Here is a 14,557-nt window from a genome sequence, read left to right as displayed (position 1 = left end):
AGGCTTCGTTGCGTGCAGGCACCACAACTGAGATACACGCAGGGGGCGCGTCGGCGGATACGTTTCGGGCGCTCCGCAGGCGTCCGTAAGCGAGCAGGGCCATGCCTACGACGTACAGGCCAAGGGGGATGCCCACGAAGAGCCAGAGCGAGGAAGGCGTCATGCAGACGAGGAGGGTTGGTCATCGGGTGCTGAAGACGCGGCATGCGCTGCCGGAACGGCGGCGTGCTTAAAGGAAAGGCCACGTATGAACAGCACACCTACGAGCGAGGGGGCTGCAATGTTGAGTGCAAATACAGCGAGGGCCGCGTTGAGCGCAGCGGCCGGGTCGGCGCCGAACAGCGGCAGAAAAAACACCGCTGCCCCCTCGCGCACGCCGAGGTCCATGAGCGTAACTGCAGGTAGCAGGTACCGGATATAGTATGCCAGAACGGATCCGGCGAAAGCGCCCGCAAACGCGACCTCGGGATCAAACGCCTGTACGAGCACCGCCATCTGTGCGATGAAGACCAGGTACCGGAATGCCGACCAGGCAAACGAAGCTGCCACGGATCGCATGGAGAGGCGCTCCAGGAACGAGAGATGCGCGCGCCAGGACACCCAGCGATCGGGGAGCCAGCGGACGATGCCGAGCACCATACGCGGGGCGAGGAGCAGAGCGGTTACGCCTCCGGCAAACCCAATGCCTGCACCGAGAACGACCTCCCAGCCAATGCCCCACCCTACGTTTTCGGGCAGCGATCCGCTTGTCCACACGTACGCAAGGACCAGCGTACCGCCCCACAGTCCGATCACGAGATCGATCAGGCGCTGCAGAAGCACGGTAGCGGTAACCGACCATTTGTTGGGATACGTCACGCTAAAAGCGCGACCCGCGTACTCGCCAACTCGTGCGGGAGTGAAGAACCCGACAGCAAACCCGGCCATGACGGCGCGCCACATCACGCGGGTAGACATGCGCGGCATGAGGGGATGCATCAGCGCGGCCCATGCCCGGGCGTTGCCCCACAGGTTGGGCAGCACCATAGCCACTGCAAGGGCCAGGAGCCACGAATTGGCGGACCGTGCGGTGGCCCAGATTGCAGCGGGGTCGACGTACAGCACCAGGTAGCCCACAACAAGCACCGCCAGCAGCGCCTTTACCGCGGTGGCAACACGAGAACGAAAGGAGGCCATGGTAGAGCCGTGCTACCGGGCAAATACAAAATCAGGTGACCGTTGGTAAAGGCATGTGCTGCAGAGAGGGCTCACTGGCTCCTGCACTCTTGGCACCTACTCGCCAGCAGTGATCGGCTGGTTTGCAGGAAGCACGGCAACACGCACGCGCCGGTTCTCGCTACGTCCTTCGGCGGTTTCGTTGGTGGCGATGGGCTGGTACTGCCCGAATCCAACAACCTCAAACCGGTTAGGCGAAAGCTCGTGGGTCCATTGCAGGTGGCGCACGACTGCAGAAGCGCGTGCGGCAGAGAGCTCCCAGTTGCTGGCAAAGATGCGGCTGAGCCGGTCGCCGATGGGCTTGTTGTCCGTGTACCCCTCAACGCGCACCACGCGATCCGAAAACTGCCCACGAAGCTTCTGGGCTACGTCTACGAGACGCTCTACGCCTTCCGGGGTGAGCTGGGCGCTGCCACTTTCAAAGAAGAGGTCCGTTGAGAGCACCTCTACGGTCTCGCCACGGCGCTGCTCTTGGTCGGAGAGGCGGCTGCGAAGCTGTGAGTTCTCGCGGCGCAGCGCGGCAAGCTCGTTCTCAAGCGATTCAATCTCGCTCTGCAGGGCGCTGACCTGACCCTCCAGGCCCTCAAGCTCAGCAGGGTCAATGCCGGGTTCAGACGACTGGCATGCAGTGCCAACAATCAGCAGAAAAACCGCTCCCAGCAGGGGAACGGAGGTGCGCAGTGCAGAAAAAGGGCGCATAGCGAAGTAACTGTTTAGCGAAAGCAGGGGGATGACGTAAGGTATCTCGTCTCAAGATGGGGATTGCACCACTCTTTTGCAACACCTTTACGGGATGAAAGGCCGCTCTTTCTATAGAAGTTGGAATGAAGGGCACAAGAGTTTGGATGCGCCGTTAAGTAACCATTCACTGCTGAACCCCAAACAGCACGCTCATTATGGCCAACCGGTCACGCCCCGTACGGCCCGCTCGCGCTCAGTCAGGGCGTCCGCCTCTGCTGCAGACGAGCGATATTATGGATCGGCACATCGGTTCTGTACTGGCAGCATTTGTCTTTCTTGGACTGTTTATCTTTACAGTGCCCGTGGCGCACATCCTGCCACTGCAGCCAACGACTGAGCTCACGGTAATCTGCCTGCTGTTTGCCGCGTGCCATCTGATGAACTGGCCGATGCTCACCTTGCGATGGCGACTCTGGTTTCGCGGAGAGCTGTCGAACCGGGCCGCGCTGCTCACCTCGTTTCTGCTGATGGGGACGTTCGGCATCCCCTTCTATATCCTGTTTACCATCTTGATGGCGGCAACAGCATAGCTGCTGACACGCAAGTGCACCCTGCTTACTCCAGAAAAATCTATCAGGAGAGCGCACGCTCCAGTTCACCGCTATGCAAACTACTACAGGGACAGCGACCGGCGCTTGCGCGCGTGGCGGCTGTCCCTGCAGCAGGTGACATTCGCAGACGGGCGGGCGTGCCGCAGTCTGCTCCGGCGATGTCGTTTAGGTAACGTCGTTTAGACGAGGTGCGTTTAGGCGAACTGCGCTTCTTCGGTTGAGCCCTTCATGGCAGCTGTTTCGGATTCGCCTCCAGTGATCGTGTTCTTGATCTCATCGAAGTAGCCCGTGCCCACCTCGCGCTGGTGCTTCGTGGCGGTATAGCCGTCAGCCTCACTCGCGAACTCGGATTGCTGGAGCTCAGAGTACGCTGCCATGCCGCGCTCGCTGTACCCTTTGGCGAGCGTGAACATGCTGTGGTTGAGGGCATGGAAGCCAGCCAGTGTGATGAACTGGAACGCATATCCCATCTTGCCCAGCTCCTGTTGGAAGGTGGCGATGGTATCGTCGTCGAGATGCGCCTTCCAGTTGAAAGAAGGAGAGCAGTTGTACGCCAGCATCTTGCCAGGATACTGCTCATGAATGGCATCGGCAAAGGCCTTCGCCTCCTCCAGATCGGGCTTCGACGTTTCAAACCAGAGCAAGTCGGCATACGGCGCATATGCCAGGCTGCGCGCGGTAGCCATCTCCAGTCCGCCCGAGATGCGGTGAAAGCCTTCGCTGGTGCGCGTCTCGCTCGTAATAAACGGACGGTCGCGCTCGTCGACATCGCTGGTAAGGAGCGTGGCGCTGTCGGCGTCGGTGCGGGCTACAATGAGCGTGGGCACGCCCATCACGTCGGCAGCCAGGCGAGCGCTGGTAAGCACTTCCACAAACTGCTGCGTGGGGATGAGCACCTTGCCGCCCAGGTGGCCGCACTTCTTCTCAGCAGCCAGCTGATCTTCGTAGTGAACACCGGCAGCGCCCGCTTCGATCATAGACTTCATGAGCTCGAAGGCATGCAGCACGCCCCCGTGTCCGGCTTCGGCGTCGGCCATGATGGGGGCCATCCAGTAGGTGTCGTCGCCATTCCCTTCAGCGTGATGTAGCTCGTCGGCACGCTTCAGCGTGTTGTTGATGCGGCGCACCACATCGGGCGCACTATTCGAAGCGTAGAGGCTCTGGTCGGGGTACATCTGGCGCGACAGGTTGGCGTCGGCCGCCACTTGCCAGCCGCTCAGATAGATGGCTTTGAGTCCGGCCTTTACCTGCTGCATAGCTTGGTTGCCGGTGAGTGCACCCAGGGCCGCCACATAGTCTTCGTTGTGGAGCAGGTCCCACAGGCGGTCGGCGCCCCGCTCGGCGAGGGTATACGACATGTCGAAGGAGCCACGCAGGCGGATTACGTCTTCGGCGGTATAGGTGCGCTCAATGCCGTTCCAACGGGGATTTTGGGCCCAGTCTTGCTCAAGCGCTTCGATGCGCTCTTTGTTGGTTGGGGTGGTTGCGTCTGTCATAAAAGTACCTCGTAGTAAAGGTGATGTCCCGTAAAGGACAAGTCGATGATTGGTCGGTGGGGTTCACTGCTCGGAACCGGGAGGGCTAACAGGCTCAGCCGGGCCGTAGGGGGAGTGGGGCACAGGGCCCCTGCGCCTACACGCATGAATCTTCGCGGAGAAGCGCTTCCTTGTGCGCTTCGTCGCCAAAGCGTTCGGAGGCACATGTCAGAAACGCACGGAACTGATCTTCAAGGAAGATATCCTCGGCACAGGCGCGCGCAGTCCGAAACGAGGCCTTCGTGGATTCAATCGCTTCATCGGAGGCGCCCTCCATGACGTCTTCGACTTCAGATTCGATGACAGCGATCTCCTCGTCAAAGACGTGGGTTACCAGCTCGGGCGTAACATCGGTGCCGTCATCAAGAGTGACTTCGTGGTGTAGCCACTGCCACACCTGGGCACGCGAGATTTCAAAGGTGGCGAGATCTTCCATGCGGTTGTCCCACGCCACGCATCCATAATCATTACCCCAGCCTTGCATGTACCCGATGGCCACGCGCACATTCACGCGCACGCCGTCGAGGGTTTTCGGACTGGTAGATTTGGGGAGCAGGTCGGGCTGGTCGGGCAGATCAGGAATAACGTCGAGCTGATGCGTGGTGCCTTTCGCCTTCAGCTTCTCATTGAACGGCTTCATGGCCGGACCGATGAAGTACGGGTGCGACACCCAGCAGCCGTCGTGGCCGATCGACGCCTCAAACTCTTTATCGGCAACGACCTTCTCGACCTGCTGCTTGCGCATCGCCTCGGTGCGTCCGGGCGTTTGCGGGGCCATGCCGCCCATGCCGAATGCGCCGTGCTTGTGGCAGACGCGGATAAGCTGCTTCACGTAATTAGACATCCACGACCGGTTCATGCCGATGGAGTTGCGGTCGGCCATGATGCGGTCGTCGTGCGCTTTAAGCACCTTGATATCGCTGAAGATCTTGTCCCAGCGTCCGCCGTTCAGGCCCGCTGCATGTGTGCGCATCTCATAGAGAATCTCCTCCATCTGAAAGGCCGCCTCCAGCGTCTCAATCAGGAGCGTTGTCTTGACGGTGCCGTCGTCGATACCCAGCTCAGCCTCGATAAACGATAGCACGGTATTCCACCAGCGCGCCTCTTCGTAATGCTCAACCTTTGGGATATAGTACTTTGGCGTTTTGCCCTGATCAATGAGCGTCTGCGCCGTGTGATAGGCCGTAAGCACCAGGTCGAGCAGTCCGCCCGACACGGGAATGTTGTTGACAAGCAGGTTCGACTCGTAAAGATGCAGGCCGCGCACCCGTACCATCAGGAGGGGCATGTCGTCGGGGTCGATGGCGTACTCTTTGACCGCGTTTCCGTCGGCATCGGTCTTTGTGAAGCTCAGGGCGCCCTCGGCAGCTTCCTTCACGTTCTGCACGCCCTGCATCACGTTGGGCCAGGTGGGCTTCATCGCGTCCTCAAAGTCGAGCATCGCAGCATCAGCCCGGTGCCCGTCGTCGGTGCGGCTCAGCATGTTGATCACCATCTTCGGGTCGTTGACGGGCCCGGTGATCTCCACACGGCGCTGCAGCAGATCCTGAGGGAGCGGGTTCACCTGCCAGTCGGTGTGAGCGTCTGGATGCTCCTCTTCGGGCAAGAAGCCAGGCAATTCGCCGTCGTCGTACGCATCCTGCCGGGTGCGACGCGCCGCGAGCAGTGTCTGGCGCTCGTGCTCAAACCGGCGGTGCGCCTTTGCCAGCAGGGCGACGACATCGTCAGTGAGAAGCGTTTTGGCCTGTGGCGTAAGCGCTTCCTCGTTGATTTCAACGCCGTCGGCGAGCTTGGTCCATGTAGTAGTTGACGGTTGAACGTCGAGCGATGCAGTAGTCATAAGCCCTCTTAATGGTTTGGCCCCGGGGATGTCGATCATGAATGCACTACCATGAATACGAACTGCGAAACTACTTGTCAAGCGAAATTTCGCTACCAGGGGATATTCTTGGGCCATCCTGAGGCGTATTCACAGCTGGTTAAAGAAACTTCGCTGAGAGCGAATAATTTGATTGCTGCTAATTTCCCCACCACTTGCCGACCTCTTTCTATGGCCATGCGTCCTGAAAACCTGCGCTTTATCCTCGGACTGAAGCTGCGTACGCTCCGGCAGGAGCAGAATGCGTCGTTGAGAGAGGTGTCGGAGCGCTCGGGGCTGTCGGTCTCCTATCTCAGCGAAATCGAGAAGGGGAAGAAGTATCCGAATCCGGATAAGCTGCTGGCGCTGGCCGAGGCGTTTAACGTAACGTACGACGACCTCGTATCGCTGAGCGTCGACGACAAGCTCGATCCGCTCAAAGAGATGTTCAGCTCGCCTTTCATCCAGGAGTTTCCGTTCGAGCTGTTTGGGCTGGCGCCGCACGACGTGTTTGCACTCGTGTCGGATGCGCCCTCGCGGGCCGGCGCGCTCATCCGCACCTTTCTGGAGGTGGGACGCACCTACGACATGCAGGTTGAGCACTTCCTCTTCGCTGCGCTGCGGTCTTACCAGCAGCTGCACGACAACTACTTTCCGGACCTCGAAGACGCTGCCGATACGTTCCGCCGCGACCACGGCTGGTCGCCCGACGCACCGCTGTCAGATACCACGCTGCGCCAGCTGCTGGAAGACGAGTTCAACTACACGATCGACGCCCAGACGCTGCCCGACCATCCCGACCTTCATCCCTTTCGGTCGGTCTTCGTCAACGGAGGAGCCCCCACGCTCTACGTAAACGGCGATCTGATGCCGATCCAGCGCGCATTCATCTACGCGCGTGAATTGGGCTACAACGTGCTCGGACTGGAAGAGCGGGCGCGCACGTCATCGTGGATCCGGGCGGAGTCGTTCGAGCAGGTACTTAACAACTTCAAAGCATCGTACTTTGCGGGTGCGCTCATCTTGAATGAGTCCTCGCTCCTGGCAGCAATACGCACGTGGTTTGACCGGCCTACGTGGGATGGCGGCGATTTCTTGCGTGAGCAGATGGATCGCTTCCAGGCAACGCCCGAGATGCTCTACTATCGCCTCACGCAGCTCGTGCCGCATCACTTCGACCTGCAGGCGTTCTTCTTCCTGCGCTTTCACCACGAGCAAGGGTCGCCCGACTACCACCTTACCAAAATGCTGAACCTGTCCGGCATTCCGGTTCCGCATGGCATCGGACTGCGCGAGCACTACTGTCAGCGGTGGCCGGCTATACAGCTCCTGAAAGACCTTTCCGCAGCGCAGTCGAACGGAAATCGCCCGCATAATCCCGACGCTCCTGCCGTTGTACGCGCTCAACGCTCGTACTTCATCAACACAGACGCCGAGTTCCTCACGCTGTCGACCGCACGTCCGCTTGCGTTAAAAGACACGACCAACTCATGCGTGTCGATCGGCTTCCTTATGGATGACGCCTTCCGTAATCAGGTGCAGTTCTCGCGTGATCCCAACATCCCCCGTGTCGACGTAAACCTGACCTGCGAGCGGTGCCCGCTAACAAAGGCGCAATGCCAGGAGCGCGTAGCTCCGCCCTCGCTCTACGAAAACGAGCAGCGCGAGCAGCGCCAGATCAAGGCCCTGCAGCACCTCACCGAATCCACGCTGGCTGAAAAATAAGCGACTCATCCGCACTATCATCGTAGCAGCCATCTGTGAATGCGCTAACAGGTGGAAAGCAAGAGGAGATAAGGAAAAGAAGGGATACGACCCGGAAGATACGAGCCGGAGGATACGGGCAGGAGGATACGGGGCGCAGGCCCATGCAGTGCGGAGCCGTGAGTCTGACAGAAGCGTCAGGCTGCCACGGTGGCAGAACAGAACGGCATAAGAAAATAAACACGCTCGTGCGAAAAGACTGACGCATTGGCGTACACCTATCAACAACCAGCTTCTCCTGAAGGATTGTGTGCGATTTGTGTTAAGTGGGTGCGGGCCGTGTCGGTCGGTACCCGGATTGCTATGCGGGTAATTGAAGCGCTCAGGACGCCTGCTGGCCTCCACCATACGGCCTGCTGTCCGAGGCGCCACACAGCCCAATCATCTATCTCAAATACGTACCGCATCCTATGTCTACGTTCAAACCTCTGGGCGACCGCGTTGCAATTCGCCCAATTCCTGCTGACGAGCAGACTGCTGGCGGACTGTTCATTCCTGATACGGCCAAGGAGAAGCCGCAGCAAGGCACCGTCGTCGCTGTCGGACCGGGTCGTACCGAAGATGGCAAGCACGTCGAGATGAGCGTGCACGAGGGCGACCGGGTGCTCTATGGCAAGTACGCAGGCACCGATGTCGTGATCGACGACGAAGAACTGCTCATCGTAAAGGAGTCTGACCTCCTGGGTCGTCTTACCGACTAATCTGTTGGTAACACGCTACACTACGATCTCTCCTGAAGACCTATCTCAACCCTTAAGACACCGTATATCGAACTCCTATGTCTAAGCAGATTGTTTTTGATGTTTCAGCACGTAACGCGCTCAAGCGTGGCGTAGATACCCTCGCCAATGCCGTAAAGGTCACGCTCGGACCCAAAGGCCGAAACGTGCTCATTGAGAAATCCTTCGGTGCGCCTACTGTCACCAAAGACGGGGTAACCGTCGCCAAGGAAATTGACCTCGAGGATCGCCTCGAAAATATCGGCGCACAGATGCTTAAAGAGGTTGCTTCGAAGACCTCGGACGTAGCCGGCGACGGCACGACCACGGCGACCGTGCTTGCACAGGCCATCATGACGCAGGGTCTGAAGAGTGTAACGGCCGGGTCGAATCCGATGGACCTGAAGCGTGGTATCGAGCGGGCCATCCAGGAGGTGGTTGCTGAACTGGGCGTTCTGAGCCGCGAAGTAGACGGCAAGCAGGACATCAGCCAGGTCGCCACGATCTCGGCGAACAACGACACCGCCATCGGCTCGCTGATTGCAGATGCGTTCGAGCGTGTCGGCAAAGACGGCGTTATTACGGTGGAAGAAGCGAAAGGGCTCGACACCGAGCTGGATGTCGTGGAAGGTATGCAGTTCGATCGCGGCTACCTGTCGCCTTACTTCGTGACCGATTCCGACAACATGGTCGTGAACCTCGAAGACGCGCGGATCCTGATTCACGACAAGAAGATCTCGTCGATGAACGACCTGCTGCCGATTTTGGAGAAGGTCGCGCAGACGAGCAATCCGCTGCTGATCATTGCGGAGAACATCGAAGGCGAAGCCCTCGCCACGCTCGTGGTAAACAAACTGCGTGGCACGCTGAAAGTGGCGGCAGTGAAAGCGCCTGGCTTTGGCGATCGCCGTAAGGCCATGCTCGAAGACCTGGCGGTCCTCACCGGCGGTACAGTGGTCAGCGAGGAGAAGGGCTACCGTCTTGAAAACGCTACGCTCGACTACCTGGGCACAGCCAGCCGCGTTACGATCGACAAAGATACGACGACCGTCGTCGACGGCGCAGGCGAAGAGTCGCAGATCAAAGCACGGGTAAACCAGATCCGCCAGCAGGTCGAGAACGCGACCTCAGACTACGACCGCGACAAGCTGCAGGAGCGTCTTGCGAAGCTCTCCGGTGGCGTAGCGGTGCTGAAGGTGGGTGCAGCAACCGAGCCGGAGCTTAAAGAGAAGAAAGCCCGCGTTGAAGATGCGCTTCACGCCACGCGTGCGGCGATCGAAGAAGGAGTGCTGCCCGGCGGGGGCGTTGCGTACCTGCGCGCGCTGCACGCCCTCGACAACCTCGACGTGGAGAACCAGGATCAGGAGATCGGCATCTCGATCGTGCGCCGCGCGCTCGAAGAGCCGCTCCGCCAGATCGCTTCGAACGCCGGCCTTGAAGGCTCGCTCGTTGTAGAGCACGTGAAAGAGGGCGAAGGCGACTTCGGCTATAACGCGCGCACCGATATCTACGGCCCGCTGCTTGAGCAGGGCGTCCTCGACCCGACGAAGGTGGCGCGCAGCGCCCTCGAAAACGCGGGATCGGTTGCCGGACTGCTGCTCACCACCGAGTCGGTGATAGCGAACCGCCCGTCAAAGAATAAAGGCGGCAACGGCATGCCCGACATGGGCGACATGGACTTTTAAGGTAAAGATGGGCCAAAGCCCAAGTCCAGCCAGTATGACTTAAAAACGGAGCGCTTCCTTTTGGAGGCGCTCCGTTTTTTGTGCCTGTGGTGTCATATAGTTCATACAATAAAGCCCCTACAGCAATGATCTGTAGGGGCTTTGTTGTTATGCGGGGGCTGTACACGCTGACCGTAAGCCAGCGGTACAATCAGTGGAGACTTGTAGTGAAGACTTGGTCCGCTTCGGTGTGTGAGGAAGGTCGTCAGTTCAGGCAGACGACGCCAAATGGCGAGGAAAATACAGGCATGAAGGAAGCGGGCTTCAACCCTGAGTCGCCGTCCTCAAAAGGTGCATCGGATGGAGGTTCAGCGGGGTGTTCCTCAGACGAACCGTTGGCTACCGCTGAGAGATCAGGCAGCTGCTCCTTGGTAGGGGCAAAGGTGCCACGGGCTTCCGCGATGATGTCATTGTCAGCGTCGAGCAGAAGCGAGGTGACAACGGCACGTGGAGGTTCTGTAAGGATAACCTGGGCCATGGCTTGAATAGGGCCGCTGTAGTCGGGGCGCTTCACATCGATCTCAAACTGCTCGGCGCTAACTACATGCTCTTTCTGGAGCGATCCAGCAGCCAGCCGGGCGGCGTCGGTGAGCAGCTGTTCGGCGGCGGTTGTGCCTGGCAGCTCGTCACCCATATCGCCGTGAAGCACAGCACGTCCAAACGAGACGGTGGCCTGTGTGGATGCCGCATGTGAACGTCCGTATAGCTTTTCCAGTCGCCTAAAGTGGTTGTTCATAGAGGTCTACGCTGTATGTTTAGTAAAACAACCGAAGCGGAATAAGAGCGGAATAAGACCTGAAAGCTGTTGGAAGCTCTCAAGTATTGCCGCATTCCGTTTAGCATGGATTGCCAAAGTGATGCCACCAAGTATAGCTGCGTGATTCTGTCAGCGTAGCATGCAGGTTCGCGAAGTGAACGTAACGAAACAAGAACTGCGGCTGCCAAAGCCGCAGCGCCTGTCACAACGTCAGTAGTTGGCATACCGAAGTGTCAGAGTCAAGGGCCAGCCTCTGCTTCTGTAGCGCTTCTGTGGTGCTTGTGGAAATGCATAACAACGATACGCAACAAGAGCGACGAAGTAAGGGCGGCGCGGCCCTTATCAGAGGATCAGCGCCGGTTCTGCGCTGCGCGCGACCTACTTGCCGGAGCTGTATGGGGCCGGTGCATCGGCGCGGAGAGGCTCGTCAAGGAGACGTCCCCACATCGTGTCGTAGGGGTGCACAGCGGCAACGGCTTCCCCGTTGCGCACGACCTCGCGGCCCTCGTTTGCCCACATGAAGATAGAGCCGCGCACGTTCACAGCCCGGGTGAACCCGCGTTCTTGCAGGCGCGCGACAACATCGGCAGAGCGGTGCCCAACCGAGCAGTACACCGCGATGGGCTGATCAGAAGAGAGCGTGTCGAGCAGCGCCGTGTCGGGGTTGTTCGGGTCGTACAGATGCGCACCTGCGATATGGCTCACGGCATATTCTTCCGGAGAGCGGGCATCAAGCAGTACGGGGCGCTCCGAGTCCGGACGCTGCAGGCGCTCGGCCAGCTCATCCGTTGTGATGGTGGGCACCGGGCCGTGAGCGCGCTCAATCATGCGATCGACCGCCTGCCAGCGCGCATCGGGCGGACTCTGCGTCCACCATGCCCAGGCGCCGCCGGCAAGTCCGATAAAGAGGATACCAGCGCCTATGCCGATCCACATCCACCGTGAACCGGGAGTGTTGCGTAGGCGATCCCAGACTGCGCTAAGAGACGTTTTCATCTGTACGCGAACATATCGTGGGGAGGACGTAGGCGTTCGCATAAACCCAGACCAACCCCTGTAGATTCATGGAGCGTGCGTGCAGGCAGGGCGGGGGCGGATCTTTTCAGGGCTGGATTCCTACGAATCTTCCGTTTTCGTTTCTGTCATCCATAACGGCTAATCTTCTGTGAGTGACAACCGCGCCTTGCCGCCTGCTACCAACTTCATCCGCGAAATTATCAACGACGACCTGCGTGCAGATACGCACGACGGCCGGGTCGTTACGCGGTTTCCGCCTGAGCCCAACGGCTACCTGCACCTGGGCCATGCCAAGTCGATCTGCCTCAACTTTGGCATCGCGGAAGATTATGCCGACGTGGCCGATACGCAGTGCCACCTGCGCTTCGACGACACCAACCCGGAGACCGAGAGCGAGGAGTACGCTGAGGCGATCAAGGACGCGGTGCACTGGCTCGGCTACGACTGGGGCAAGCACTGCTACCACGCAGCCGATTACTTTGAGCAGTTCTACGAGTACGCGGTACAGCTGGTAAAACAGGGGGATGCGTACGTAGACAGCCAGACGGAAGAAGAGATTCGCGAAAACCGGGGCACGGTCAACAAGCCCGGCACGCCGAGTCCGTACCGCGATCGTTCGGTAGAGGAGAACCTGGACCTGCTGCAGCGCATGCGCGACGGCGAGTTCGCCGATGGGGCCCACGTGCTGCGCGCTAAGATCGACATGGCATCGCCACACATGATCATGCGCGACCCGCTGCTTTTTCGTATCAAGCACGCGCACCACTACCGGCGCGAGGACGACTGGTGCCTCTACCCGATGTACGACTTTGCCCATCCCCTCGAAGATGCGATCGAGGACGTTACGCATTCGCTGTGCACGCTGGAGTTCGACAACAACCGCCGCGTGTATGACTGGCTTCTGGAGCGCTGCCTGCCCGAGGAGAAGCTCGCGGCACGTCCGCACCAGTATGAGTTCTCGCGGCTGAACGTGGGCTACACGGTCATGAGCAAGCGGAAGCTCCTGCAGCTGGTCGAGCGCGGCGACGTAGACGGCTGGGACGACCCGCGTCTGCCTACGCTGGCTGGACTGCGGCGACGGGGTGTGCCGCCGGCCGCTGTTCGGGCGTTCTGCGACGATGTGGGTGTAACGCGCACCGAAAGCCGCGTAGAGATCAGCCGTTTCGAGCACGCCATCCGCGACACGCTCAATGCCCGCGCCCCGCGTGTGATGGCGGTCATAGACCCGCTGAAGGTCGTCATTACAAACTACACCGCCGATGAAACCGAATGGATGGAGTTATCCTCCTGGCCCCGCGACATCGACCGGGAGGGGAGCCGGCCGGTGCCGTTCTCACGCACGCTCTACATTGAGCGCGACGACTTCCGCGAGAATCCCCCTGAGGGCTTCCACCGCCTGGCGCCGGGCCGCGCGGTGCGGCTGCGCAACAGCTACGTGATTACCTGCGAGCGGGTGGTGCGCGACGACGACGGCACGATCCTCGAGCTGCACTGCACCTACGACCCCGACACCAGAGGCAACGTAGACCCGGCCGAGGGGCCTGCGCCGCAGGGGGTAATCCACTGGGTGGATGCGCAGGCGGGGCTTTCGTTTGAGGCGCGCCTCTACGACCGTCTGTTCACCGTGCCGGCGCCCGATGGCGGCGAGGAAGACTTCAAAACGCATCTGAATCCTGACTCGCTGCAGGTGCACACTGGCATCATTGAGCCCAGCGTGCTTGACGACCCCGCTGAGCAGCGCTACCAGTTTGAGCGGGTGGGGTACTTCTGGCAGGATCCGGACGACTCGTCGGAAGACGCGCTCGTGTTCAACCAGATTGTGCCGCTGCGCGACCGTTGGACGGAAGATGCGGATGCGGTGGACCTGGAGGCAGAGCGCAGGGCCAAAGAAGAAGCCAAGCGCGAACAGCGCGAGCGCTCCATGGCCGCACAGCGCGACCCGGTCGACCGGCTCTCTGCGGCTGAACGGGCCGTGTACGAGCAGTACCGCGGCGACTTTGGGCTCACGCGCGACGGCGCCGCCCTGCTGGCAGGCGATGCCCCGCTACGTGCGTTCTTCCACGACGTGATGGATCGGTACGAGGCGCCGCAGGCAGTGGCAAACTGGATTGTAAACGAACTGCAGTCCGCCCGCAAGGACCAGTCGCTCGCCGACCTCCCGTTCGATGCCGACCAGTTTGCCGAGCTGGTGCGTCTGGTCGACACCGACGTGATCACCAACCGCGCCGCACGCGACGTCTTCGGGCGCATGATGTCTGAAGGCGGCGACCCTGAGGCGATCGTCGAGGCCGAGGGGCTGCAGCAGATCGACGACGCAGGAGCCCTGCGCGAGGCGGCCCGGCAGGTGGCCGACGAGAACCCCGACGAGGCCGCGCGCTTCCGCGACGGAGAGCAGCAGCTCATGGGCTTCTTCATGGGACAGATCATGCGTGCTACCAACGGCTCTGCCGATCCGCAGGAGGCACAGGCGGCCCTGCGCGAGGTGCTGTCGGACGCGTAACAGGTTGCTTTGCCTGTGTACCATGAACCCCCATGGCGCTTCATGGTATATGCACGCGAACCTGATCAAAATATTTGGCTTGCCATGCCAATCGACACACTGAAAGCTTCAAAGCGGCTCAAGGCGCTTGGCTTCACCGAGGAACAGGCTGAGGGCGTTGCTGAACTTCTAAACGA

At 60.1% G+C, this 14,557-nt stretch carries 11 protein-coding genes; 5 read left to right on the top strand and 6 right to left on the bottom strand.

The genetic code is table 11. The annotated features are described in order from the left end of the window. Positions 1-159 precede the first annotated feature (159 nt). The gene (locus PPP56_RS03350; RefSeq protein ID WP_353562621.1) at positions 160-1,176 is read right to left on the bottom strand and encodes a lysylphosphatidylglycerol synthase transmembrane domain-containing protein; all 1,017 of its coding nucleotides are present in this window, start codon (positions 1,174-1,176) and stop codon (positions 160-162) included. Positions 1,177-1,272: 96 nt separating this feature from the next. Beyond that, positions 1,273-1,914, bottom strand: a complete 642-nt coding sequence (locus tag PPP56_RS03345) for an OmpA family protein (protein WP_353562620.1) — start codon at positions 1,912-1,914, stop codon at positions 1,273-1,275. Between the two features lie 197 nt (positions 1,915-2,111). On the opposite strand from PPP56_RS03345, the gene PPP56_RS03340 reads away from it, so the two are divergent. Next, positions 2,112-2,486, top strand: a complete 375-nt coding sequence (locus PPP56_RS03340; RefSeq protein ID WP_353562619.1) for a hypothetical protein — start codon at positions 2,112-2,114, stop codon at positions 2,484-2,486. A 215-nt stretch (positions 2,487-2,701) separates the two neighbouring features. Here PPP56_RS03340 and aceA read toward each other — a convergent pair whose 3' ends face one another. Both aceA and PPP56_RS03330 read right to left on the bottom strand, forming a co-directional pair. Further along, positions 2,702-4,003, bottom strand: coding sequence for an isocitrate lyase (gene aceA / locus PPP56_RS03335; RefSeq protein ID WP_353562618.1), 1,302 nt, complete (start codon positions 4,001-4,003; stop codon positions 2,702-2,704). Between the two features lie 136 nt (positions 4,004-4,139). Beyond that, the gene (locus PPP56_RS03330; protein ID WP_353562617.1) at positions 4,140-5,882 is read right to left on the bottom strand and encodes a malate synthase; all 1,743 of its coding nucleotides are present in this window, start codon (positions 5,880-5,882) and stop codon (positions 4,140-4,142) included. Between the two features lie 210 nt (positions 5,883-6,092). On the opposite strand from PPP56_RS03330, the gene PPP56_RS03325 reads away from it, so the two are divergent. The 3 genes from PPP56_RS03325 (at position 6,093) to groL (ending at position 10,068) form a co-directional block, all read left to right on the top strand. Next, the gene (locus PPP56_RS03325; RefSeq protein ID WP_353562616.1) at positions 6,093-7,625 is read left to right on the top strand and encodes a helix-turn-helix domain-containing protein; all 1,533 of its coding nucleotides are present in this window, start codon (positions 6,093-6,095) and stop codon (positions 7,623-7,625) included. A 449-nt stretch (positions 7,626-8,074) separates the two neighbouring features. After that, positions 8,075-8,365 carry a co-chaperone GroES gene (locus PPP56_RS03320; RefSeq protein WP_353562615.1) on the top strand — a complete coding sequence of 97 codons (291 nt, stop codon included), beginning with the start codon at positions 8,075-8,077 and terminating at the stop codon, positions 8,363-8,365. 77 nt (positions 8,366-8,442) lie between these two features. Continuing rightward, positions 8,443-10,068, top strand: a complete 1,626-nt coding sequence (gene groL / locus PPP56_RS03315) for a chaperonin GroEL (RefSeq protein WP_353562614.1) — start codon at positions 8,443-8,445, stop codon at positions 10,066-10,068. Between the two features lie 244 nt (positions 10,069-10,312). On the opposite strand, the gene PPP56_RS03310 is transcribed toward groL, so the two are convergent. Next, a complete protein-coding gene (locus tag PPP56_RS03310) occupies positions 10,313-10,843 on the bottom strand; it encodes a hotdog fold domain-containing protein (protein ID WP_353562613.1) in 531 nt (176 codons plus the stop codon). Positions 10,844-11,242: 399 nt separating this feature from the next. Next, positions 11,243-11,860 (bottom strand): rhodanese-like domain-containing protein, encoded by a 618-nt coding sequence (locus PPP56_RS03305; protein ID WP_353562612.1) that lies wholly within the window; start codon positions 11,858-11,860, stop codon positions 11,243-11,245. Between the two features lie 169 nt (positions 11,861-12,029). Between PPP56_RS03305 and PPP56_RS03300 the strand changes: the two genes are divergently transcribed. After that, positions 12,030-14,381, top strand: coding sequence for a glutamine--tRNA ligase/YqeY domain fusion protein (locus tag PPP56_RS03300; RefSeq protein ID WP_353562611.1), 2,352 nt, complete (start codon positions 12,030-12,032; stop codon positions 14,379-14,381). Positions 14,382-14,557 lie beyond the last annotated feature (176 nt).

The organism is Longimonas sp. (genome assembly GCF_040409695.1).
GTDB lineage: Bacteria > Bacteroidota > Rhodothermia > Rhodothermales > Salinibacteraceae > Longimonas.
This window is presented reverse-complemented; position numbering and strand designations above follow the sequence as displayed.

Coding starts and splice junctions, on each gene's coding strand:
- PPP56_RS03345 (WP_353562620.1), bottom strand. CDS start 1,914: ATGCGCCCTTTTTCTGCACTGCGCACCTCCGTTCCCCTGCTGGGAGCG.
- PPP56_RS03325 (WP_353562616.1), top strand. CDS start 6,093: ATGGCCATGCGTCCTGAAAACCTGCGCTTTATCCTCGGACTGAAGCTG.
- PPP56_RS03320 (WP_353562615.1), top strand. CDS start 8,075: ATGTCTACGTTCAAACCTCTGGGCGACCGCGTTGCAATTCGCCCAATT.
- PPP56_RS03330 (WP_353562617.1), bottom strand. CDS start 5,882: ATGACTACTGCATCGCTCGACGTTCAACCGTCAACTACTACATGGACC.
- PPP56_RS03305 (WP_353562612.1), bottom strand. CDS start 11,860: ATGAAAACGTCTCTTAGCGCAGTCTGGGATCGCCTACGCAACACTCCC.
- PPP56_RS03340 (WP_353562619.1), top strand. CDS start 2,112: ATGGCCAACCGGTCACGCCCCGTACGGCCCGCTCGCGCTCAGTCAGGG.
- PPP56_RS03310 (WP_353562613.1), bottom strand. CDS start 10,843: ATGAACAACCACTTTAGGCGACTGGAAAAGCTATACGGACGTTCACAT.
- aceA (WP_353562618.1), bottom strand. CDS start 4,003: ATGACAGACGCAACCACCCCAACCAACAAAGAGCGCATCGAAGCGCTT.
- groL (WP_353562614.1), top strand. CDS start 8,443: ATGTCTAAGCAGATTGTTTTTGATGTTTCAGCACGTAACGCGCTCAAG.
- PPP56_RS03350 (WP_353562621.1), bottom strand. CDS start 1,176: ATGGCCTCCTTTCGTTCTCGTGTTGCCACCGCGGTAAAGGCGCTGCTG.